Here is a 19,309-nt window from a genome sequence, read left to right on the forward strand (position 1 = left end):
CACCGACACGAGAGGGGGAAGCCTCGGCTTCCCCCTCTCGGACAGGTCTCGGGCGCAGGGGTTCTCCCCCGACGCGCCTCAGCTCAGGCGGGGCCCGGCCTTGACGATGGCCTCGCTGACGCCGTCGAACTTCCTGAAGTTGTCGACGAACTTGCCGGCCAGCTCACGCAGGTGACGGTCGTAGGCGGCCTTGTCTTCCCAGGTCTCGCGGGGGTCGAGCAGGCGCGAGTCGACGCCCGGCACGGCGGTCGGCACGTCCAGGTTCAGGCCCTCGACATGGCGGGTCTCGATGTCGCGCAGCACGCCGCTCTGGATGGCGCCGATGATGGCACGGGTGGTGGGGATGGAGAAGCGCGAGCCGCCCTCGCCATAGGCGCCACCGGTCCAGCCGGTGTTGACCAGGTAGACCTGGGCGTCCTGCGCGGCCACGCGCTTGATCAGCAGGTCGGCATACTCGCGGGCCGGGCGCGGGAAGAAGGGCGCACCGAAGCAGGTGGAGAAGGTCGCCTCCAGGCCGCTGGAGGAGCCCATCTCGGTGGACCCCACCTTGGCGGTATAGCCCGACAGGAAGTGGTAGGCCGCGGCCTCCTTGGAGAGCACCGACACCGGCGGCAGCACGCCGCTCATGTCGCAGGTCAGGAAGACGATGGCGTTGGGCTCGCCGGCACGGTTCTCGGGGACGCGCTTGTCGACGTGCTCCAGTGGGTAGGCCGCCCGGGAGTTCTGGGTCAGGCTGTCGTCGGCGTAGTCGGGCACGCGACGCTCGTCGAGGACCACGTTCTCCAGCACGGTGCCGAACTTGATGGCGTTCCAGATCACCGGCTCGTTCTTCTCGGAGAGGTCGATGCACTTGGCGTAGCAGCCGCCCTCGATGTTGAAGACGGTGCCCGGGCCCCAGCCATGCTCGTCATCGCCGATCAGGAAGCGTGACGGGTCGGCGGACAGGGTGGTCTTGCCGGTGCCGGACAGGCCGAAGAACAGGGTGGTCTCGCCGTCCTCGCCGACGTTGGCGCTGCAGTGCATGGGCAGCACGTCGGCGGCCGGCAGCAGGAAGTTCTGTACCGAGAACATGGCCTTCTTCATCTCGCCGGCGTAGCGCATGCCGGCGATCAGCACCCGGCGCTGGGCGAAGTCGAGGATCACGCAGCCGTCGGAGTGGGTGCCGTCCCGGGCCGGGTCACAGGCGAAATGGGGGGCATTGAGGATGGTCCATTCGTCCTTGGCCGAGGGATTGTAGACCTCGGGACGCACGAACATGGTCCGACCGAAGAGGTTGTGCCAGGCCGTCTCGGTGTTGACACGCACCGGCTGGTAGTGGGTCGGGTCGCTGCCCACGTGCAGCTCGGAGACATAGTGCTCGCTGCCGGTCAGGTAGGCCTCGACGCGGGTCCAGAGGGCATCGAACCGGGCGGCATCGAACGGCTGGTTGACGCTGCCCCAGTCGATCGCGTCGCGGGTGGACGGCTCGTCGACGATGAAGCGGTCCTTGGGGGAGCGACCGGTGCGCTGGCCGGTGTTCACCACCAAGGCGCCCTGGGCCGCCAGGTGACCCTCGCCATTGGCCACGGCGCGCTCGATCAGCTCGGCGCTACTGAGGTTGACGTGGGCGGTGGCGGACTGCGGGCTTGCCGCCTGGGAAGCAGCTTGAGTCGTGGTCATGTCGATTCCTGGGCCTCGAGGGCCGATTCTCTCTCGTTTGCCGGGCGTCCTTGACGCAATGGTCGTTCATCCCCGGCACGCCGCATGCGGTTACCCGTCTCGTCGGCGGCGACCGGTCGTGGATGAGACGCGCGCATTATGACAAAAACCCGTGCGCCGGGAAACGCTGACGTTGCCGGACGTTCTTGTAGTTTTACTACTACATCAGCGCCATTGACGACGCGAATGGTCCTCTTCGCCGCCACCGCCAGGCTCAGTGCAGGGTCGGCGGCGGCCCCTCGGGATCGTCGAGCATGGCCTCCACCTCGGCAACGGTGAACTCGTAGCGGGTATGGCAGAAGTGGCACTGGGTCGCGATACCGCCCTGCTCGGCCAGGATATCGCGCAGTTCCTCGTCGCCCAGGGTCAGCAACGCGCCGGCGATCCGCTCCCGGGAGCAGCTGCAGGCGAAGCGCAGGGCCTTGGGCTCGAAGACGCGCACCGTCTCCTCATGGTAGAGACGATGCAGCAGCTCCCGCTGGTCGACCTCGAGCATCTCCGCGGGCGTGAGGGTGGCGGCCAGCTGGACCGTGCGGTCCCAGGCATCGTCGTCCTGGTTCAGCGACTCGTCGGGCAGGCGCTGCAGCAGCAGGCCGCCGGCGCATCGGCCGTCGTCGGCCAGCCACAGCCGGGTCGGCAGCTGTTCCGACTGGCTGAAATAGTCCTCGAGACAGCCCGCCAGGCTGTCCTGCTGCAGGGCGACGACCCCCTGGTAGCGTCGCCCTTCCCTGGGGTCCAGGGTGATGGTGATCCGCCCCTCGCCGAGCAGCTCGGCGAAACCGGCGTCCTCGGCGGGCAACGACGCCTCCTCGTCGAGCCGGGCGATGGCGCGCAGCTCGCCGCCCGGGTTGGACTCGGCCATCAGCATCGACAGCGGCCCCTTGCCGCGCACCTCGATGCTCATGGTGCCGTCGAGCTTGATGGTCTCGGTCAGCAGGGCCACGGCGGCCAGCAGCTCGCCCAGCTGGCGGGTCACCGCCGGCGGGTAGTCATGGCGTTCCATCACTTCGGCATGGGCCTGCTCGAGGGTGACGATCTCGCCACGCACGTTGGTGCGCTCGAAGAGAAAACGCTGGATCTGGTCACTCATGATACTTGCCTGATATTGGGTAAGGAGTGAGGGGCAAAGGGTTAGGAGTGAAGGGAGAAGGGCGATGAGTCAAGCGTGGGGGAATCCCCTTACGCCATACCCCTCACGCCTTACCCCTCCCCTCAGGCGTCATCTCCCCGCATGAAGCGCTTGATCTCGCGACGCTGCTTCTTGTCCGGGCGCTTCAGGGGGTGCCGCATGGCCTGGTTGGCCTGGCGGCGATTCTCGGCTTCCCGGGTGCGGCGGGCCTCGCTCTCCGGCGTCTCGCGATACAGCTCGCGAGCCTCGGGGGCCCCACGGCGCTGCTCGGAGAGGGCCAGCACCTCGACTTCCCAGACATCCCAGCCCTGGGGAAGACGAATCAGCGCGCCGACCTCGACGGCCTTGCTGGTCTTGGCTCGGGCGCCGTTGTAGTGGACCTTGCCACCCTCGATGGCCTTCTTGGCCAGCTGACGGGTCTTGAAGAAGCGAGCCGCCCACAGCCACTTGTCGAGCCTGACGCTAGTCATCCCCGCGGCCTCCGGGGCGGCAGGTTGTCGGGCAGGATGGCGGCGAAGCGCTCGAGGGCGATGAACTCCTCGAGCTCCTTCTCGGGGCGCTGGCTGTCGGGCTGCTTGATGCCCAGCAGGTGGCGGATACCGAATTCCCGGGCGCTCTCCAGCACCGAGGGATTGTCGTCGATGAACAGCGTCCGGGCCGGGTCGAAGGACTCCACCTCCTGGTGGGCGAACCAGAACTCCTGGGCCTCCTTGGGCACGCCCAGGTCGGCCGAGGAGACGATGGCGTCCACGAAGTCCTCGAGGCCGGTCAGCGGCAGCTTCAGGGCCAGGCTCTCGCGGTCGGCATTGGTGGCCAGCACCACCCGCGGGTGCGCCTGCTTGAGCCAGCGCAGGAAGTCCAGGGCGTCGCTGCGCAGGCCGATCAGGTGCTGCACCTCCCGCTTGAGCGCCAGGATATCGACGCCCAGTTCACGGCTCCAGTAGGCCAGGCTGTACCAGTTGAGGGTGCCCTGCTCGCGGATGATCCGTGCGCGGACCTCCTCCTGGGTGGCCTCGTCGAGGCGGTGCAGTTCCACATAGCGACGCGGCAGGTGCTCGAGCCAGAAGTGGCTGTCGAAATGCAGGTCCAGCAGGGTGCCGTCCATGTCCAGCAGGACGGTGTCGATGGCGCGCCAGTCGATCATCTTGGCTCCTCGTCAGGGCAGGCCAGTGACGTCTACGAAGGGGGAAGACGTGATAGTGTAACCAATCGACGCCATGCACGCATTCCGCCGCCCGACCGACCAAGGCAACCACTGCTGGATATGAGAAGGGGCGTCGGGGACAGGTCGAAGAGGAGGTCCTACGCCATGGGTGAGGAGCACGGCTTAGAACGGGCTGGCCATGGATGGCCAGCACCGGTCCTGCAAGCGAAGCGGGACGCGAGAGCGCCGCAGGGCGTCGGTAGCGCCCAGGGAAGGGTCCACAGCGCCTCCTCGCAGACCTGCCGCCGAATCAGCCCCACCAGAAACACCTTGATGCGACGGTTCTACCCGACCCACCGGAGACGCCATGTCCGACCACCATCCCTCCAAGCCCCATGTCCTGGCCCGGCGCAGCGTCGCCCGCAGTCGGCTGTTCCACGTCGAGGAGATGGAGCTGCGCTTCGCCAACGGCGCCGAACGGACCTTCGAGCGACTGGGCGGCACCGGCCGGGGCGTCGGGGCGGTGATGATCGTGGCCATGCCCGACCCCGAGCACGTGCTGCTGATCCGCGAATATGCCGCGGGGGTCGAGGACTATGCCCTGACGCTGCCCAAGGGGCTGGTGGACCCGGGGGAGGACCTCGTCACCGCGGCCAACCGCGAGCTGATGGAGGAATGCGGTTTCGGGGCCCATCGCATCGAGCCGCTGGTGGAGCTGACCCTGGCGCCCAACTACATGCGCCATCGCATGCAGGTGGTGCTGGCCAGCGACCTCTACCCCAAGCGGCTGCCGGGGGACGAGCCCGAGCCGCTGATCGTCGAGACCCATGCCCTGGACGAAATATCCGCCCTGCTGGCCCGGGAGGACTTCCACGAGGCCCGGGCCATCGCGGCGCTGTTCATCGCCCGCGACAAGCTGCGCAGCGAGGCCAGCGAGCCCACGCTCTGGTAAGGAGCCGCCCGCCTCCGTGATCGGCAAGGGCCGGGCGACATGCGACGGCTACCCCTTGGCGTGGAGCCGGCGCGGCAGGCTGCCCCCCTCCTTGAGCTTGACCCAGCGCCCCTGGCGGTAGCTGTCCAGGCCGGCCTCGAGCAGGGTCATCACCTCCAGCGCCTCCTCGGCGGTCACCGGCGGCGGGGTGCCCCGCAGCAGGGTCCGGGCAATGCCGTCGTAGTAGGCCCGATAGTCGCCGGGGACGCTCTCGAGCTCGTGATGGGCGAGCACCACCTCGTCGCCCTCCCCCTCGTTCACGGTCAGGCGCCCCGGGGACGGGTCGATTCCCCAGGCCGGCTGGGGGCTTTCGCCCTCCTTGAGCCAGTCCTCCTGGGGATCGAGGCCGTACTTGACGAAGCTTCCCCGGGTGCCATTCACCCGCAGACGCGGCGTGGGCTCGGCCACCAGGGTACTGGCCCTGAGGGTCACACGCAGCCGGTCGTACTCCAGCACCGCCAGGAAGTCGTCGTCGATCTCGGCACCGTCGCGCAACGAGGCCAGCTCCAGGAGGATCGCACGGGGCATGCCGAACAGCGCCCGGGCCTGGTCCAGCAGATGCGGCCCCAGGTCGTACCAGATACCGCTGCCGGGACGGTGCTGCTCCCGCCAGCGATCGGGCACCACGGGCCGGAAACGGTCGAAGCGTGACTCCACCTCGACCACCCGGCCCAGACGCTGCTCGTCGAGCAGCGCCTTGAGGGTCAGGAAGTCACTGTCCCAGCGGCGATTGTGGAAGACGCTGAGCAGCCGATCCGCATTGTCGGCCTGGGACTTGAGTTGCCGGGCCTCGGCCAGGGAGACCGCGAAGGGCTTGTCGAGCACCACGTGCTTGCCCTTGGCCAGGGCCGCCTTGGCCAGCGGGAAGTGGGTCTCGTTCGGCGTGGCGATCACCACCAGGTCGATGTCACGATCGGCGAACAGCGACGCCACCTTGGCGTGGGCCGTCACCTCCGGATAGGCCGCCTGCACCCCGTCCGTATCGCTGGAGACGATGGCGGTGAGCTCGAGCCCCGGGGCGGCCTGGATGAGGGGGGCGTGAAAGGTCCTGCCGGCCATGCCGAAGCCGATCAGGCCGACGTTGAGGGTCTGGGTCTTCATCTAGACGGCTTCCCTGCTGAAGCGAATCGAATCATCCGCCCCGGTGCCCCGGGGCGGCCGTCATCAGGGCGATCGCAGTCAGCCGTGTCGCTCGGGGCCGATCCGGCGGACAGGCCTTCGTCATAGCCAGCTGCAATGGCCCTGCGCTCGTCATGCATCAATCGAGCTTGGTCAGGTCGCGCACCGCACCCTTGTCGGCGGAAGTGGCCAGCAGCGCATAGGCCTTGAGCGCCGCCGAGACCTTGCGGTCACGCTGGATGCTCGGCTTCCAGGCGTCACGGCCGCGGGCCTCCTGGGCCTGGCGGCGCTGTTCGAGCTCCTCGTCGGAGAGCTTGACGTCGATGGCCCGGCCCGGGATGTCGATGCGGATGATATCGCCGCTCTCCACCAGGCCGATGGCCCCGCCCGCGGCGGCCTCCGGCGAGACGTGACCGATGGACAGCCCCGAGGTACCGCCGGAGAAACGCCCGTCGGTGAGCAGGGCACAGGCCTTGCCCAGGCCCTTGGACTTCAGGTACGAGGTCGGGTAGAGCATCTCCTGCATGCCCGGCCCGCCCTTGGGGCCCTCGTAGCGGATGACCACCACCTCGCCTTCCTTCACCTGTCCGTCGAGGATGTGCTCCACCGCCTGGTCCTGGGACTCCACCACATGGGCGGGCCCCTCGAAGACCAGGATGGCGTCGTCGACGCCGGCGGTCTTCACCACGCAGCCGTCACGGGCGATGTTGCCCTGGAGCACGGCGAGGCCGCCTTCCCGGGAGAAGGCATGCTCGAGGTCACGGATGCAGCCCGTGGCCCGGTCGCCATCGAGACTCGGCCAGCGGGCGCTCTGGGAGAAGGCCACCTGGGTGGGCACGCCGCCGGGGCCGGCGCGGTAGAACTCCACCACCTCGGCGCTCGGCGAGCGCATGATGTCCCACTCCTCCAGGGCCGCGGCCAGGCTGTCGCCGTAGACCGTCGGCACCCGGGTATCCAGCACCCCGGCACGATCGAGCTCGCCGAGGATCGCCATGATGCCGCCGGCCCGATGGACGTCCTCGATATGGTACTTCTGGGTATTGGGGGCCACCTTGCACAGCTGCGGCACCTCCCGGGACAGGCGATCGATATCGGTCATGTCGAAATCGATCTCCGCCTCCCGGGCCGCCGCCAGCAGGTGCAGGATGGTGTTGGTGGAGCCGCCCATGGCGATGTCCAGGGTCATGGCGTTCTTGAACGCCGCCTTGGCGCCGATGGCCCGCGGCAGCAGGTGGGCCTCGTCGCCCTCGTAGTAGCGCTTGGCCAGCTCGACGATGCGATGGCCGGCGGTCTCGAACAGCCGGCGACGATCGGCGTGGGTGGCCACCACGGTGCCGTTGCCGGGCAGCGCCAGGCCCAGCGCCTCGGTGAGGCAGTTCATGGAATTGGCGGTGAACATCCCCGAGCAGCTGCCGCAGGTCGGGCAAGCGCTGCGCTCGACCTCGTTGAGGGTCTCGTCGTCCACGCTGTCGTCGGCGGCCATGACCATGGCATCGACCAGGTCGAGGCCGTGGTCGAGCAGCTTGGTCTTGCCCGCCTCCATGGGGCCGCCGGAGACGAAGATCACCGGGATGTTGAGGCGCATGGCGGCCATCAGCATCCCCGGGGTGATCTTGTCGCAGTTGGAGATGCACACCATGGCGTCGGCGCAGTGGGCGTTGACCATGTACTCGACGCTGTCGGCGATGATGTCGCGGCTCGGCAGCGAGTAGAGCATGCCGTCGTGGCCCATGGCGATGCCGTCGTCCACGGCGATGGTGTTGAACTCCTTGGCCACCCCGCCGGCCTTCTCGATCTCCCGGGCCACCAGCTGGCCCATGTCCTTGAGGTGCACATGGCCCGGCACGAACTGGGTGAAGGAGTTGGCCACGGCGATGATCGGCTTGTGAAAGTCGTCATCCTTCATGCCGGTGGCACGCCACAGGGCGCGGGCGCCGGCCATGTTGCGGCCGGCGGTGGTGGTGCGGGAACGATACTCGGGCATGGTGTCCTCTTGATGATGCCTGCCACCCGTGGCCCTGCGGATGTCGACGCAGCAGGGGCCCGGGCGATCTTGGTGTCCAGTCCGCCCGATTCTGTCATGGCCCCGGGCGCCAGGCCAGTGCCGAGGACCTGCGGGCCCCGCCGTGCGCGACCGGCCGTCGGCTAGCGGCCCTCGGCGACCAGCCGCCCGCCGGCCAGCCGAGAGCGCCGATCGGCCAGGGCCTCGATGTCGTCGCGATCGTGGCTGACCAGCAGCACCGCCACGCCCTCGGCCTGCTGGCGGCGCACCAGCGCCCAGAGGCCCTGGCGGGTGGCCTCGTCGAGGCCGGTGAAGGGCTCGTCGAGCAGCAACAGCGGCGAGCCCCGCAGCAGGGCTCGCAGCAGGGCCACCCGCTGGCGCTGGCCGCCGGACAGCTCCCCGGGCAGCCGGTCCTGGAGCCCCTCGAGGCCCACCTCGGCGAGCCCGGCGAGGACCCGCCCCTGCTGGGCCCGGGAGAGCTTCATGTCCGGGGCCAGGCCGAGGCCCACGTTGATCCACACCGGCAGGTGATCGAAGAGGTTGTGATCCTGGAAGACCGTGGTGATGCCACGCTCCCAGGGCGGGCACGCCAGCAGGTCGCGCCCCCGCCAGGTCAGACGCCCCCCGCCGGGCTCCAGGAACCCCGCCAGCAGGCCGAGCAGGGTGCTCTTGCCCGACCCCGAGGGGCCCTCCACGGCCAGGCACTCGCCCGGCGCCAGCCGGAAGGTGAAGCAGAAGTCGGGGATCTCCCCGGGATCGCAGCGGGTGTAGTGGAAGGTCAGGTCACGGCAGTCGAGCATCGCGGGTCTCGTGGGACGAGGAATGGGGCCAGGGGTGGCGCGGGAGCCGCCGGGTCACTCGATCCAGCAGGGCGAAGATCGCCACCACCAGGGCGAGCAGCAGCATGGCGGTGGCGGCCGCGCCCTGCCAGCGGTAGCCGCCCAGTTGCTGGAACAGCAGCATCGGCAGGGTCGGCGCCGCGGGGCTGCCGAACAGCGCGATGACGCTGAAATCGCCGAGCGACAGCGTCATCGCGTAGGCCAGGGCCAGGGCCAGCGGGCGCCGCAGCCGCGGCCAGGCCAGCCAGCGCAGCCGGGCCCGGCCGCGCACGCCGAACTGGTCGGCCAGGCGCTGCTCCGCGGCGGAAAGGCCCGGGATGGCCCCGCGCACCACCTGCATGGCGAAGGGCAGCGCCATGAAGGCATTGACCAGCACCACCAGGCCGTAGCCCTCCCAGCCGCTGCCGAGCCGCGGACGCAGCAGCAGGAACAGGCCGGTGCCGAGCACCAGCGCCGGGATCACCAGGATCAGCTGGCCGCCGCCCTCCATGACCGCCGCGCCGAGGGGATGGCGACGCGCCCGCAGCCAGTGGCTGCCCGAGAGCAGCGCCACGGCCAGGGCCAGGGCGCCGAGGCCGGCGCCCAGGGCCATGACCAGGCTGCGCAGGGCGGCGGGCGCGAGACTCGTCCCTCGGGGCAGGTCGGGCAGCCCCCCGACCCCGGCCACCAGCACCGCCGCCAGCGGCGGCAACAGCAGCGCGGCGAGCCCGGTGAGCCAGAAGGCATCGGTGAGTCGCGAGAGCCCGGCGGCATCGCGCCGCCACCAGCGGCCATGAGCCTGATCCGGCACGGCGCCCACCGCCAGCGACGGGGGGCCGCCCCGGGACAGCGCGAGGAGCCACAGCGTCAGGCAGATGGTCAGCTGGGTCAGGGCCAGCAGCGCCGCAAGCGCCAGGTCGTGGTCGAACTTCATGGCCTGGTAGAGGGCGACCTCCAGGGTCGAGGAACGCGGGCCGCCGCCCAGGGTCATGACGATGGCGAAGCTGGTGAAGCACAGGGTGAAGACCAGTGCCGCCAGGCGCGGCAGCAGAGGGGCGAGGCGCGGCCATTCCAGGGCGCGCCACAGGGCGCCTCGCGTCAGTCCCAGCTGGCCGGCGAGGCGCCATTGAGCCGTCGGCGCCTCCTCCAGGGCCTGCAGCATCAGCCGGGCCGCCAGCGGCAGGTTGTAGAACACATGGGCCAGCACGATGCCGGACAACCCGTAGAGGGTGTCCTCCGGCAGGACGCCCAGGGCGTCGCGCAGCGGCGCCAGCCAGCCTCGGCGGCCATGCACGGCCACCAGGCCGAACAGCGCGATCAGGCTGGGCAGCACCAGCGACAGCTCCATGGCCCGCAGCAGCAGGCGCCGCCCGGGGAAGCGGGGACGCCGGGCCAGCGCCAGGGCCACCGGCACCGCCAGGCCGATGGCCAGCAGCGTCGACAGGCTCGCCTGCCACAGGGTGAAACGCAGCACGGCGGCGAGCCAGGGCTCCTGCCAGAGCAGCGCCAGGTGCAGCTCGCGGGCCTGCCACAGCAGCGCCCCGAGGCTGCCGCCCCCCAGGCCGACCACCGCGACCAGGGCGGTGCCTCCCCAGCCCAGCGGCCAGCGCGACAGCGTCGCCCAGCGCGACACCGGCCTCACCGGGCGACGGCGTTCAGCCACTCACGGATCCACTCGCGGCGATGCTCGCGAACCTCCTCGGGAGTGAAGGTCAGGCTCTCGGGGGCGATCAGTCGGTCGAATACCGCCGGCAGCGCCTCGCCCAGGTCGATGGCCGGATTCATGACGTTGCCCAGCGGGATATGGCGCTGGAAATCCGGGGTCAGCACGAACGCCAGGAAGTCCCGGGCGAGTGCCGGTTGCTCGGTGCTCGCCACCATGGCCGCGGTCTCGACCTGCAGGTAGTGCCCCTCCTCGAACTCGGCCGCCTGGTAGCGGTCGCTGCCCTCCACGCCCATGTGGTAGGCCGGCGAAGTGGCGTAGGACAGCACCATGGGCGCCTCGCCGTTCATGAACAGCGAGAAGTAGGCCTGGCTCCAGCCGTTGGTCACGGTCAGCACCCGCTCGTCGAGGCGGGCCCAGATCTCCGGGGCCCGCTCGCCGTAGAGGTGCTTGATCCACAGCATCAGGCCCTGGCCGGTGACACTGGTGCGCGGGTCCTGGAGGATCACCTGGACCTCCTCGGGGGCCTCGAGCAACGCCTCGAAGCTGCCGGGCGGCGTCTCGAGCTGCTCGGTGTCGTAGACGAAGGCGAAATGCCCCCAGTCGTAGGGCAGGAAGGTGGCGTCGTCCCACTCGATGGGCAGGTCGAGGGGTGCCGTGTCGACGCCGTGGGGCGCCAGCAGGTCCAGCGCCCGGGCCTCGGCCATCAGGTTCATGTCGAGGCCCAGCACCACGTCGGCGGCGGTGCCCCGCCCTTCGAGGCGCAGGCGCTGGAGGATGTCGACGCCGCCGGGCAGGGCCACGAACTCGAGGTCGCAGTCGCCGCAGCGGGCCTCGAAGGCCGCCTCGATGCCGGGGCCAGGGCCCCACTCGGAGACGAAGGAGTCGTAGGTGTAGACGGTGAGGGTCTCGCCGGCCTGGGCCGCGCCGCTGGCCAGCAGGCCTGCCAGCGCCAGGCCGGCGGCATGAACCTTGGGAGGCATGGGCATTCCTGTGATTCGGGAAAAAGGTGTTCGGGCAATAAGACGGCGCACCCGCCATTATGCCATCGGCGGGTGCGCCCGGAGGAATTGACGGGCACGTGGCAGCCTTCGCATGACCGGCTCGGGGCCGATACGTCGACAGATCTGCGAGGGGCACGCCATCTCCTCACCCCTCGCGCCTCGATCCTTGCCCCTTGCCCCTCGCTAACCGAACACCACCTTGGCCACGTCCCGATAGCGCCCGGCGAAGTGCACGGTCATGCCCTCGCGGAGGTAGTCGGGCAGTTCCTCGTAGTCGCGGCGGTTGGCCTCGGGCAGGATCACCTCGAAGATCTCGCTGCGCCGGGCGGCGATCACCTTCTCGCGGATGCCGCCCACCGGCAGTACCTGGCCGGTCAGGGTCAGCTCGCCGGTCATGGCCAGTGGCCGGTCGATGGACCGGTGCTTGGCCAGCGACAGCAACGCGGTGGTGATGGTCACCCCGGCGGAGGGGCCGTCCTTGGGCGTCGCCCCCTCCGGCACGTGCAGGTGCACGAAGGCCGAGTCGAAGAAGTCCGCATCGGCGCCGTACTCACCGAGATGCCCCAGCACGTAGCTGTAGGCGATGTTGGCCGACTCCTTCATGACATCGCCCAGCTGGCCGGTGAGCTTGAAGCCGCGGTCCAGGGCGTGGACCTTGCCGGCCTCCACCGACAGGGTCGCCCCGCCCATGGCCGTCCAGGCCAGGCCGGTGACCACGCCTTCGCCCTTCATCACCTTCTCCTTGCGGAAGGTGGGCGCGCCGAGGAAGTCCTCCAGGTTCTTCACCGAGACCTTGACCGCCTGCTGGCCGTTCTCCAGCAGCTTGACCGCCGCCTTGCGAACGATGCGATGCAGCTGCTTCTCGAGCTGGCGCACCCCGGCCTCCCGGGCATAGCCCTCGATGACCTGGCGCAGCGCCGCCTCGGTGAGGTTGATGCGCTTCCTGGGGATGCGGTCGCGCTCGAGCAGCTTGGGCCAGAGGTGGTGCCTGGCGATGGCCATCTTCTCCTCGGCGATGTAGCCGGAGAGGCGGATCTGCTCCATGCGGTCGAGCAGTGCCGGGGGAATCGAGTCCAGGGTGTTGGCGGTGCACACGAAGAGCACCTTGGAGAGGTCCAGCCGCACGTCCAGGTAGTGGTCGAGGAAGTCGACGTTCTGTTCCGGGTCGAGCACCTCGAGCAGCGCCGAGGCCGGGTCGCCCTGGAAGGACTGGCCCATCTTGTCGATCTCGTCGAGCATGATCACCGGGTTCTCGACGTCAACCTCCTTGATGGCCTGGACCAGCTTGCCCGGCATGGCACCGACATAGGTGCGGCGGTGGCCCTTGATCTCGGCCTCGTCGCGCATGCCGCCCACCGAGAAGCGGTAGAACTGGCGGCCCAGGGCCTCGGCGATGGAACGACCCACCGAGGTCTTGCCGACGCCCGGCGGCCCCACCAGCAGCAGGATGGAGCCCCCCACGTCCCCCTTGAAGGTGCCCTCGGCGAGAAACTCGACGATGCGCTCCTTGACGTCCTTGAGGCCGTCATGGTCGCGATCGAGGATCTCACGGGCATGGCCCAGGTCGAGCTGGTCGTCGCTGGTCACGCCCCAGGGCAGCGAGGTCAGCCAGTCCAGGTAGTGACGGGTGGTGCCGTACTCCGGCGAGCCGGTCTCCAGCACCGAGAGCTTGTCGAGTTCGTCGTCGATGCGTTCCATGACCCGCTCCGGCACGACCTTGTCCTCGAGGCGGGCACGGAAGGTGTCGACGTCGTTCTCGCGGTCGTCCTTGGAGATGCCCAGCTCGCGCTGGATGACCTTGAGCTGCTCGCGCAGGAAGAACTCCCGCTGGCGCTCCTGCATCTGGGCATTGACCTGCTCGCTGATCTCGCTCTGCAACTGGGCGACGTCGATCTCCTTGCGCAGCAGCGGCAGGACCTTCTGCATGCGCTCCATGACCGGCAGGGTCGCCAGCACGTCCTGCAGCTCGGGGCCCTTGGCCGAGGTGATGGCCGCGGCGAAGTCGGTCAGGGGGCCCGGCTCATGGGGGCTGAAGCGGTTGAGATAGTGCTTGAGCTCCTCGCCGTAGAGCGGGTTGATCGGCAACAGCTCCTTGATGCCGTTGATCAGCGCCATGGCGTAGGCCCGGGTCTCGTCGTCCTCGGCGTCGACCGGCTCGCGGGGATAGCTCACCTCCACCAGGTAGGGCGGCGTCCGGGACAGCCAGCGCTGGATGCGGAAGCGCCGCATGCCCTGGGCGATGAACTGCAACTGGGCGTCCTCGCCCTGCAGCTTGTGCACCTTGACGGCGGTGCCGACTTCCGGGAAGTCGTCGTAGCCGAGTTCATCCACTCCGGTCTCGCCGACGAAGGCCAGCCCCACCATCTGGTGCGGCGTATTGCCGACCCGGCGGATGGTCTCCTCCCAGCGCTCGCGGTTGATCACCAGTGGCTGCACCTGGGCGGGAAAGAAGGGACGATTGTGGATCGGCAGCAGGTAGACCCGCTCGGGCAGCGTGTCGCTGGCCGGCACCACTGCATGACCGCCCCGCTCGTCGAGCTCGGGGGCGTGGTCGTCCTCGGCGTCGGCCTGGATCCAGTCCAGGCCACCCTGTTCAAAGCGCTGATCGTCTTCGCTCATGCGTACCTCAATCCTGAAGGGACGGGACATCTCGCCCGGTGGTGTCTCCGGGATGCGGGCACCGATGCCGAACTTCAAGTCATAGCAGGCGTTCGAGGACCGGTGGCAGGGGCCGACCGTTGAGTCGCACCTCGCCGCGCACCACGTCGATCTGCAGTTCCCGCGTGTCCAGGGGCAGCCCCAGCCACAACGCCACCACGGGCGGCACCTGGCGCCACAGGAAGTCGCCGTCGAGACGGGTCCGCCATTCGGCCCGCTCAGCCGGTGACGCCAGCGCCAGCGGGTCCAGCGCCGCCAGGTTGCGGGCATCGAAGATCAGCGTGCCTTCCCCTTCCAGGGCCAGCCCCAGCATCGGGCTGTCCAGGTCGGCATCGAGGAGGTCGAGCCGCGGCGAGTCGGCGAGCAGGCCGCGCAGCGACGGCGCGAGATCGGCCAGCACTTCCCGCCCCGTGGCATCGGTGGAGCCCCGTGCCGCCTCGCGCCGCAGCCCATCCAGCAGCTCGCGCAAGGCGTCGGCGTTGATCCGCGACAGCTCGGCGGTCACCCCGCCGGTCAGCAATACCTGGTCGGCGGAATGCACCTCGCCGAGGGTCAGCTCGCTGCGGATCCGCAGTTCCTGCTCGTCGAGCACGGTCTTGCTGTGCAGTCTGATCTCGTCGGCGTCGAGCACCAGGCCCGGCGAGTGCCAGCGCAGCCCCTCGACCTTGAGCAGGTCCTGCTGGGTGAAATGATAGGCGCCTTCGGTATAGGCGTAGCGGCTTTCCAGGGTCACCGGCCCCGCCTGCAGCTGCGCCTCGCCGTCGTCGAGGCGCAGCGAGGGCAGCCGCGCGCGCAACCGCCAGTCGCCGAAGCCCCCCTGGAAGGCGAGGCGTGTCTCCTGCAGGGACAGGGTTCGCCCCTGCTGATGGAAGACCAGCGGCGAGAGCACCAGGGCGCCGTCGAAGGTCCCCGAAAGGACGTGATAGCGGGCCTCCCAGCGCGGCGGCGAGGCCTCCACGGCACCGAAGAGGGGCTCGCCCGCCGGCGCCATGTGGGGCGCGAGGGTCCCGTCCAGGCGGGTACCGAGCACCCCATGACGAGCCCGGTAGACGACATCGACGTGCCAGGCATCGCCGAACAGCGGCGACAGGTGCAGCACCCCCTGGGAGGCGAGCCAGCCTCGCTCGACGTCGCTGCGACGGATCGACAGCTCTCCCCTGGCCTGCAGGTCCTCGACGGCGCGAGCCAGTTCACGCTCGAAGAGCAGACCGGCCACGGTCTGGGCCACGGCCCAGGCCAGGGCCACCACCGCCAGCACCGGCGCGATCAGGCGCTCCTTGCGCATCCTTCACTCCTTGTCCCGGGGCCGACGTCCTGTCGCGACTGGGCGGTCCCGGCCCGCCGACGCGGCTCAGTGCAGCCAGAACCACAGGTGCATGGTACTCCAACCGTAGACGGCGGCCAGGACGTCATCGATCATGATCCCGAAGCCGCCGGCGACCCGCCGATCCGCCCAGCGGATCGGCCAGGGCTTGAAGACATCGAAGACCCGAAAGACCACGAACCCCCACAGGGCGGCCTCCCAGGAGAAGGGCACAGCGGTCATGGTCAGCCAATAGCCGACGAACTCGTCCCAGACGATGCCGGAATGGTCGTGGACCCCGAGGTCCCGGGAACTCTTCTCGCACAGCCACACGCCCCACACGAAGGTGATGGCCACCACCATCAGGTACCAGCCCAGGGGCAGCTCGGACATCAGCCAGTAGAAGGGGATCGCCGCCAGGGTCCCGAAGGTGCCGGGAGCGAAGGGCACGGCACCGCTGCCGAAGCCGAAGGCGAGGAAGTGGACCGGGCGGTGCCAGACGCTCTGGGGGGCACGGTTCATGGCGTGTCTCCTGGAAAGTGCTGCCAGCCGGACACGCCCGCGGCCTCGACGCCGGTGATCCCGGAGGCCGCGGTGACACGGCCGATGACCGTCAGGGGCAACTCGAGGGCCGCCAGCCTCGCTCGAGCCTCGTCGAGGCGCTCGGGGGGCAGGCTGACCAGCAGCTCGTAGTCGTCGCCGCCGCCCAGGGCGGCGTGCCGGGCCGCGGCCTCGCCCAGCGCCTCGACCAGCCCCTCGGCGAGTGGCAGGCTGGCCGGCCACAGCTCGGCGCCGATGCCGGAGGCCTCGCGCAGGTGGCCGAGGTCGGCCAGCAGGCCGTCGGAGATGTCGATGGCCGAGGTGGCCAGGCCGCGCAGGGCCAGGCCGGCCGCCAGGCGCGGCAGGGGGTACAGGTAGCGGCGGAGCAGGGGGTGATCGAGGTCACGCTCGCCGGCCTGCCAGCGCTGCAGGCCCCCGGCGCCCCCACCCAGCGCGCCGGTCACGGCCAGCCACTCGCCGGGCCGGGCACCGGCGCGGGTCAGGGCCTCGGCCGGCGGCACCTCGCCCATCACCGTGACCCCCACGGCCAGCTCGCCACGGGTCACGTCGCCCCCCGCCAGGCTGACCCCGCAGGCCTCGCAGAGGGCGTGGAAACCGCCCGCGAAGGCGGCCACCCAAGCGTCGTCGGCCGTGGGCAGGGTCAGCGACATCAGGCACCAGCGGCCCCGGGCTCCCATGGCGGCCAGGTCGCTCAGGCTGACCGCCAGCGCCCGGTGGCCCACGGCACCGGGCGGGGCATCCGCGGGGAAGTGCACGCCGGCCACCGAGGTATCGACGCTCACCGCCAGGCGCTCGCCCGCGGTCGGCGCCAGCAGGGCACAGTCGTCGCCCACCCCCAGGGCCACCCCCGCCGCGGCGGGGGCCGGGGCGGGGGCCAGGTAGCGGGCGATCAGCTCGAATTCACTGCGCATCCGGGGCATCGTCTTCAGCGTCGGCGCGCGGAGACCTCGGCGGACCGCAGCCTCGCGGCGAGCTTGTCGAGAATGCCGTTGACATACTTGTGCCCCTCGGTGGCGCCGAAGGACTTGGCCAGCTCGACGCCCTCGTTGATCACCGCCCGGTAGGGTACCTCGAGGCGCTTGGCGAGCTCGTAGGCGCCCAGGCGCAGGATGGCGCGCTCGATGGCATCCAGGTCCTCGAGGCGGCGGTCGAGCAGCGGGGCGATGGCCCGGTCCAGTTCCTCGCGATGGCGCACCACGCCGTGCAGCAGGTCATGGAAGAGCGCCAGGTCGGCGATCTCCATGACCTTGTGCCAGTTCTCGTGGTCCTCCAGGTCGTCGTCGGCCACCTGGCTGCGGAACTCCGCCTCCACCATGGCGATCGACTTGCCCGTCAGCTGCCACTGGTAGAGCCCCTGAACCGCGAGCTCGCGGGCCGCATGGCGGGACTGCTGGGCCTTCGACGGCGCCCGGCGCTGCTCGCTCATCGCTCACCCCCGGTGGTGTCGTCGCCGAAGCAGCGCAGCAGCGAGACCATCTCCATGGCCGCCATGGCCGCCTCGGTGCCCTTGTTGCCGGCCTTGGTGCCGGCCCGCTCGATGGCCTGCTCGATGGAATTGACGGTCAGCACGCCGTTGGCCACCGGGGTATCGAACTCCAGCTGCAGGCGGCTCATCGCCGAGTTGCACTCGCCGGCCACGTGCTCGAAGTGCGGGGTGCCGCCGCGGATCACCGCGCCCAGGGCGATCACCGCCTCGGGCCGCGCCACCCGGAGCACGCGCTTGATCGCCAGCGGCAGTTCCCAGGCGCCGGGGGTGTGGACGATATCGATGTTCTCGGCATCCACGCCGTGCCGCACCAGGCTGTCCACGGCGCCTTCCACCAAGCTGTCCACCACATGATGATTGAAGCGGCCCACCACGATCACGTAGCGGCCATCGACGTCGACGAAGCTGCCTTCGACTTGGGAAATCGGTTGCATGGTCTGTTTCCTGCTGAACCCGGTGGTACGGAATCCACATGACGCCGCGACGGGCGGCGTCATGTCAATGTGTCGGTGACGGTCACTCAGGCGTCGGCGTCATCCTCGGCGACGAACGACTGGCCGGGCTCGACCCGTTCGACGACTTCCAGGTCGAAGCCGGAGAGCGCCGAGAACTTCCAGGGTGAGCTGAGCAGGCGCATGCGCCCCACCCCCAGGTCGCGCAGGATCTGCGAGCCGGTCCCGATGGTGAGGTAGTTGCCGGCACCGTCGGACTCGGTGGTGCGCGGCGCGCGGCGACGCTCCAGGAACAGGTCGAGCAGGTCCTGGAGGTCCTGGCGGGGACGGCCGTCGTCGAGCAGCACGAAGACACCATGCTCGGCGCGGGCCACCTCGGCCACGGCCTCGTGGGCGGCCCAGCTGCCCCCCTCGCCCTTCTGCAGCGAGAGCAGATCACGCATCACGTTGGCCAGGTGCACGCGCACCGTGGTCAGCGCCTCGGGGTGCGGGTGGCCCTTGACCAGGGCCAGGTGGTGGGCGCCCTGGATGCGATCGCGGAAGACGTGCAGGGTCAGCTCGCCATGGGGCGTCTGGACCGGCATCGATTCCCGGGGCTCGACGGTCTGCTCGTTGTGGATGCGATAGTGGATCAGGTCGGCGATGGTGCCCATCTTCAGGCCATGCTCGCGGGCAAAGCGCTCGAGCTCGGGGCGGCGGGCCATGCTGCCGTCGTCGCTCATCACCTCGCAGATCACGCCGCTCGGATCCAGGCCTGCCAGGGCCGCCAGGTCACAGGCCGCCTCGGTGTGGCCGGCGCGACGCAGCACCCCGCCCGGCTCGGCCATCAGCGGGAAGATGTGGCCGGGCTGGACGATGTCCTCCGCCCTGGCGTCCCGGGACACCGCGGCCTGCACGGTGCGCGCCCGGTCGGCGGCCGAGATCCCGGTGCTCACCCCCTCGGCGGCCTCGATGGACAGCGTGAACTTGGTGCCGAAGCCGGAACCGTTGTCGCGGACCATCAGCGGCAGCTGCAGCCGCTCGCAGCGCTCGCGGGTCATCGGCAGGCAGATCAGTCCCCGGGCGTGACGCGCCATGAAGTTGATGTGCTCGGCCTCGACCTTCTCGGCGGCCATGATGATGTCGCCTTCGTTCTCGCGATCCTCGTCGTCCATCAGGATCACCATCCGCCCCTGGCGGATATCCTCGATCAGCTCGGCGATGGGGGCCAGGCCCCCGGAGGAGGAGTGCTCCATGGAATCTCCATTGATTCTGCGTGGCGGCTGTCGCGCCCTGACGACG

Annotated in this window: 17 protein-coding genes; 1 reads left to right on the forward strand and 16 read right to left on the reverse strand. The window is 69.8% G+C overall.

Annotated elements, in window-relative coordinates; all coding sequences use genetic code 11:
- Positions 1-78: 78 nt before the first annotated feature.
- The 4 genes from OCT48_RS14365 to yrfG form a co-directional block, all read right to left on the reverse strand.
- Positions 79-1,659 carry a phosphoenolpyruvate carboxykinase gene (locus OCT48_RS14365; protein ID WP_263589811.1) on the reverse strand — a complete coding sequence of 527 codons (1,581 nt, stop codon included), beginning with the start codon at positions 1,657-1,659 and terminating at the stop codon, positions 79-81.
- A gap of 253 nt (positions 1,660-1,912) precedes the next feature.
- Entirely contained in the window at positions 1,913-2,788 is an 876-nt protein-coding gene (gene hslO / locus OCT48_RS14370; protein ID WP_263589812.1) for an Hsp33 family molecular chaperone HslO, read from the reverse strand.
- A gap of 122 nt (positions 2,789-2,910) precedes the next feature.
- Entirely contained in the window at positions 2,911-3,297 is a 387-nt protein-coding gene (locus tag OCT48_RS14375) for an RNA-binding S4 domain-containing protein (protein ID WP_263589813.1), read from the reverse strand.
- The gene (gene yrfG, locus OCT48_RS14380) at positions 3,294-3,971 is read right to left on the reverse strand and encodes a GMP/IMP nucleotidase (RefSeq protein WP_263589814.1); all 678 of its coding nucleotides are present in this window, start codon (positions 3,969-3,971) and stop codon (positions 3,294-3,296) included. Before yrfG ends, OCT48_RS14375 begins: the two co-directional genes overlap by 4 nt.
- A 367-nt stretch (positions 3,972-4,338) precedes the next feature.
- Between yrfG and nudE the strand changes: the two genes are divergently transcribed.
- Positions 4,339-4,923 (forward strand): ADP compounds hydrolase NudE, encoded by a 585-nt coding sequence (gene nudE / locus OCT48_RS14385; protein WP_263589815.1) that lies wholly within the window; start codon positions 4,339-4,341, stop codon positions 4,921-4,923.
- A 48-nt stretch (positions 4,924-4,971) separates the two neighbouring features.
- On the opposite strand, the gene OCT48_RS14390 is transcribed toward nudE, so the two are convergent.
- The 12 genes from OCT48_RS14390 to ribBA all read right to left on the reverse strand — a co-directional run bounded on the left by OCT48_RS14390 (position 4,972) and on the right by ribBA (position 19,263).
- The gene (locus OCT48_RS14390) at positions 4,972-6,063 is read right to left on the reverse strand and encodes an oxidoreductase (protein WP_263589816.1); all 1,092 of its coding nucleotides are present in this window, start codon (positions 6,061-6,063) and stop codon (positions 4,972-4,974) included.
- A 157-nt stretch (positions 6,064-6,220) separates the two neighbouring features.
- Positions 6,221-8,065: a dihydroxy-acid dehydratase gene (gene ilvD / locus OCT48_RS14395; RefSeq protein WP_263589817.1), complete on the reverse strand. Its 1,845-nt coding sequence runs from the start codon at positions 8,063-8,065 to the stop codon at positions 6,221-6,223.
- Positions 8,066-8,226: 161 nt separating this feature from the next.
- Positions 8,227-8,883, reverse strand: coding sequence for an ATP-binding cassette domain-containing protein (locus tag OCT48_RS14400; protein ID WP_263589818.1), 657 nt, complete (start codon positions 8,881-8,883; stop codon positions 8,227-8,229).
- Positions 8,867-10,564, reverse strand: a complete 1,698-nt coding sequence (thiP, locus tag OCT48_RS14405; protein ID WP_263589819.1) for a thiamine/thiamine pyrophosphate ABC transporter permease — start codon at positions 10,562-10,564, stop codon at positions 8,867-8,869. Before thiP ends, OCT48_RS14400 begins: the two co-directional genes overlap by 17 nt.
- Positions 10,540-11,547 carry a thiamine ABC transporter substrate binding subunit gene (gene thiB / locus OCT48_RS14410; RefSeq protein ID WP_263589820.1) on the reverse strand — a complete coding sequence of 336 codons (1,008 nt, stop codon included), beginning with the start codon at positions 11,545-11,547 and terminating at the stop codon, positions 10,540-10,542. The genes thiP and thiB overlap by 25 nt, the downstream gene beginning before the upstream one ends.
- 204 nt (positions 11,548-11,751) lie before the next feature.
- Positions 11,752-14,187, reverse strand: a complete 2,436-nt coding sequence (gene lon / locus OCT48_RS14415; RefSeq protein ID WP_263589821.1) for an endopeptidase La — start codon at positions 14,185-14,187, stop codon at positions 11,752-11,754.
- Positions 14,188-14,266: 79 nt separating this feature from the next.
- Positions 14,267-15,511 carry a YdgA family protein gene (locus OCT48_RS14420; RefSeq protein ID WP_263589822.1) on the reverse strand — a complete coding sequence of 415 codons (1,245 nt, stop codon included), beginning with the start codon at positions 15,509-15,511 and terminating at the stop codon, positions 14,267-14,269.
- A 66-nt stretch (positions 15,512-15,577) separates the two neighbouring features.
- On the reverse strand, positions 15,578-16,051 hold the full coding sequence (locus OCT48_RS14425) for a phosphatidylglycerophosphatase A (RefSeq protein WP_126480339.1): 474 nt from the start codon (positions 16,049-16,051) through the stop codon (positions 15,578-15,580).
- Positions 16,048-17,001 (reverse strand): thiamine-phosphate kinase, encoded by a 954-nt coding sequence (gene thiL, locus OCT48_RS14430; RefSeq protein ID WP_263589823.1) that lies wholly within the window; start codon positions 16,999-17,001, stop codon positions 16,048-16,050. The genes OCT48_RS14425 and thiL overlap by 4 nt, the downstream gene beginning before the upstream one ends.
- Positions 17,002-17,015: 14 nt before the next feature.
- On the reverse strand, positions 17,016-17,516 hold the full coding sequence (nusB, locus tag OCT48_RS14435) for a transcription antitermination factor NusB (RefSeq protein WP_263589824.1): 501 nt from the start codon (positions 17,514-17,516) through the stop codon (positions 17,016-17,018).
- Positions 17,513-18,010, reverse strand: a complete 498-nt coding sequence (ribE, locus tag OCT48_RS14440; RefSeq protein WP_263589825.1) for a 6,7-dimethyl-8-ribityllumazine synthase — start codon at positions 18,008-18,010, stop codon at positions 17,513-17,515. The genes nusB and ribE overlap by 4 nt, the downstream gene beginning before the upstream one ends.
- Positions 18,011-18,096: 86 nt before the next feature.
- Positions 18,097-19,263 carry a bifunctional 3,4-dihydroxy-2-butanone-4-phosphate synthase/GTP cyclohydrolase II gene (ribBA, locus tag OCT48_RS14445; protein WP_263589826.1) on the reverse strand — a complete coding sequence of 389 codons (1,167 nt, stop codon included), beginning with the start codon at positions 19,261-19,263 and terminating at the stop codon, positions 18,097-18,099.
- Between the last annotated feature and the right edge of the window lie 46 nt (positions 19,264-19,309).

It is taken from the genome of Halomonas sp. M4R1S46, from assembly GCF_025725685.1.
Taxonomy (GTDB): Bacteria; Pseudomonadota; Gammaproteobacteria; order Pseudomonadales; family Halomonadaceae; genus Halomonas.

Bases quoted from the DNA above. Each gene is read 5' to 3' on its own strand.
- ribBA (WP_263589826.1), bottom strand. From the start codon at position 19,263: ATGGAGCACTCCTCCTCCGGGGGCCTGGCCCCCATCGCCGAGCTGATC.
- OCT48_RS14425 (WP_126480339.1), bottom strand. From the start codon at position 16,051: ATGAACCGTGCCCCCCAGAGCGTCTGGCACCGCCCGGTCCACTTCCTC.
- OCT48_RS14390 (WP_263589816.1), bottom strand. From the start codon at position 6,063: ATGAAGACCCAGACCCTCAACGTCGGCCTGATCGGCTTCGGCATGGCC.
- OCT48_RS14400 (WP_263589818.1), bottom strand. From the start codon at position 8,883: ATGCTCGACTGCCGTGACCTGACCTTCCACTACACCCGCTGCGATCCC.
- hslO (WP_263589812.1), bottom strand. From the start codon at position 2,788: ATGAGTGACCAGATCCAGCGTTTTCTCTTCGAGCGCACCAACGTGCGT.
- yrfG (WP_263589814.1), bottom strand. From the start codon at position 3,971: ATGATCGACTGGCGCGCCATCGACACCGTCCTGCTGGACATGGACGGC.
- lon (WP_263589821.1), bottom strand. From the start codon at position 14,187: ATGAGCGAAGACGATCAGCGCTTTGAACAGGGTGGCCTGGACTGGATC.
- nusB (WP_263589824.1), bottom strand. From the start codon at position 17,516: ATGAGCGAGCAGCGCCGGGCGCCGTCGAAGGCCCAGCAGTCCCGCCAT.
- thiL (WP_263589823.1), bottom strand. From the start codon at position 17,001: ATGCGCAGTGAATTCGAGCTGATCGCCCGCTACCTGGCCCCCGCCCCG.
- OCT48_RS14420 (WP_263589822.1), bottom strand. From the start codon at position 15,511: ATGCGCAAGGAGCGCCTGATCGCGCCGGTGCTGGCGGTGGTGGCCCTG.
- nudE (WP_263589815.1), top strand. From the start codon at position 4,339: ATGTCCGACCACCATCCCTCCAAGCCCCATGTCCTGGCCCGGCGCAGC.
- ribE (WP_263589825.1), bottom strand. From the start codon at position 18,010: ATGCAACCGATTTCCCAAGTCGAAGGCAGCTTCGTCGACGTCGATGGC.
- thiB (WP_263589820.1), bottom strand. From the start codon at position 11,547: ATGCCTCCCAAGGTTCATGCCGCCGGCCTGGCGCTGGCAGGCCTGCTG.
- ilvD (WP_263589817.1), bottom strand. From the start codon at position 8,065: ATGCCCGAGTATCGTTCCCGCACCACCACCGCCGGCCGCAACATGGCC.
- OCT48_RS14365 (WP_263589811.1), bottom strand. From the start codon at position 1,659: ATGACCACGACTCAAGCTGCTTCCCAGGCGGCAAGCCCGCAGTCCGCC.
- OCT48_RS14375 (WP_263589813.1), bottom strand. From the start codon at position 3,297: ATGACTAGCGTCAGGCTCGACAAGTGGCTGTGGGCGGCTCGCTTCTTC.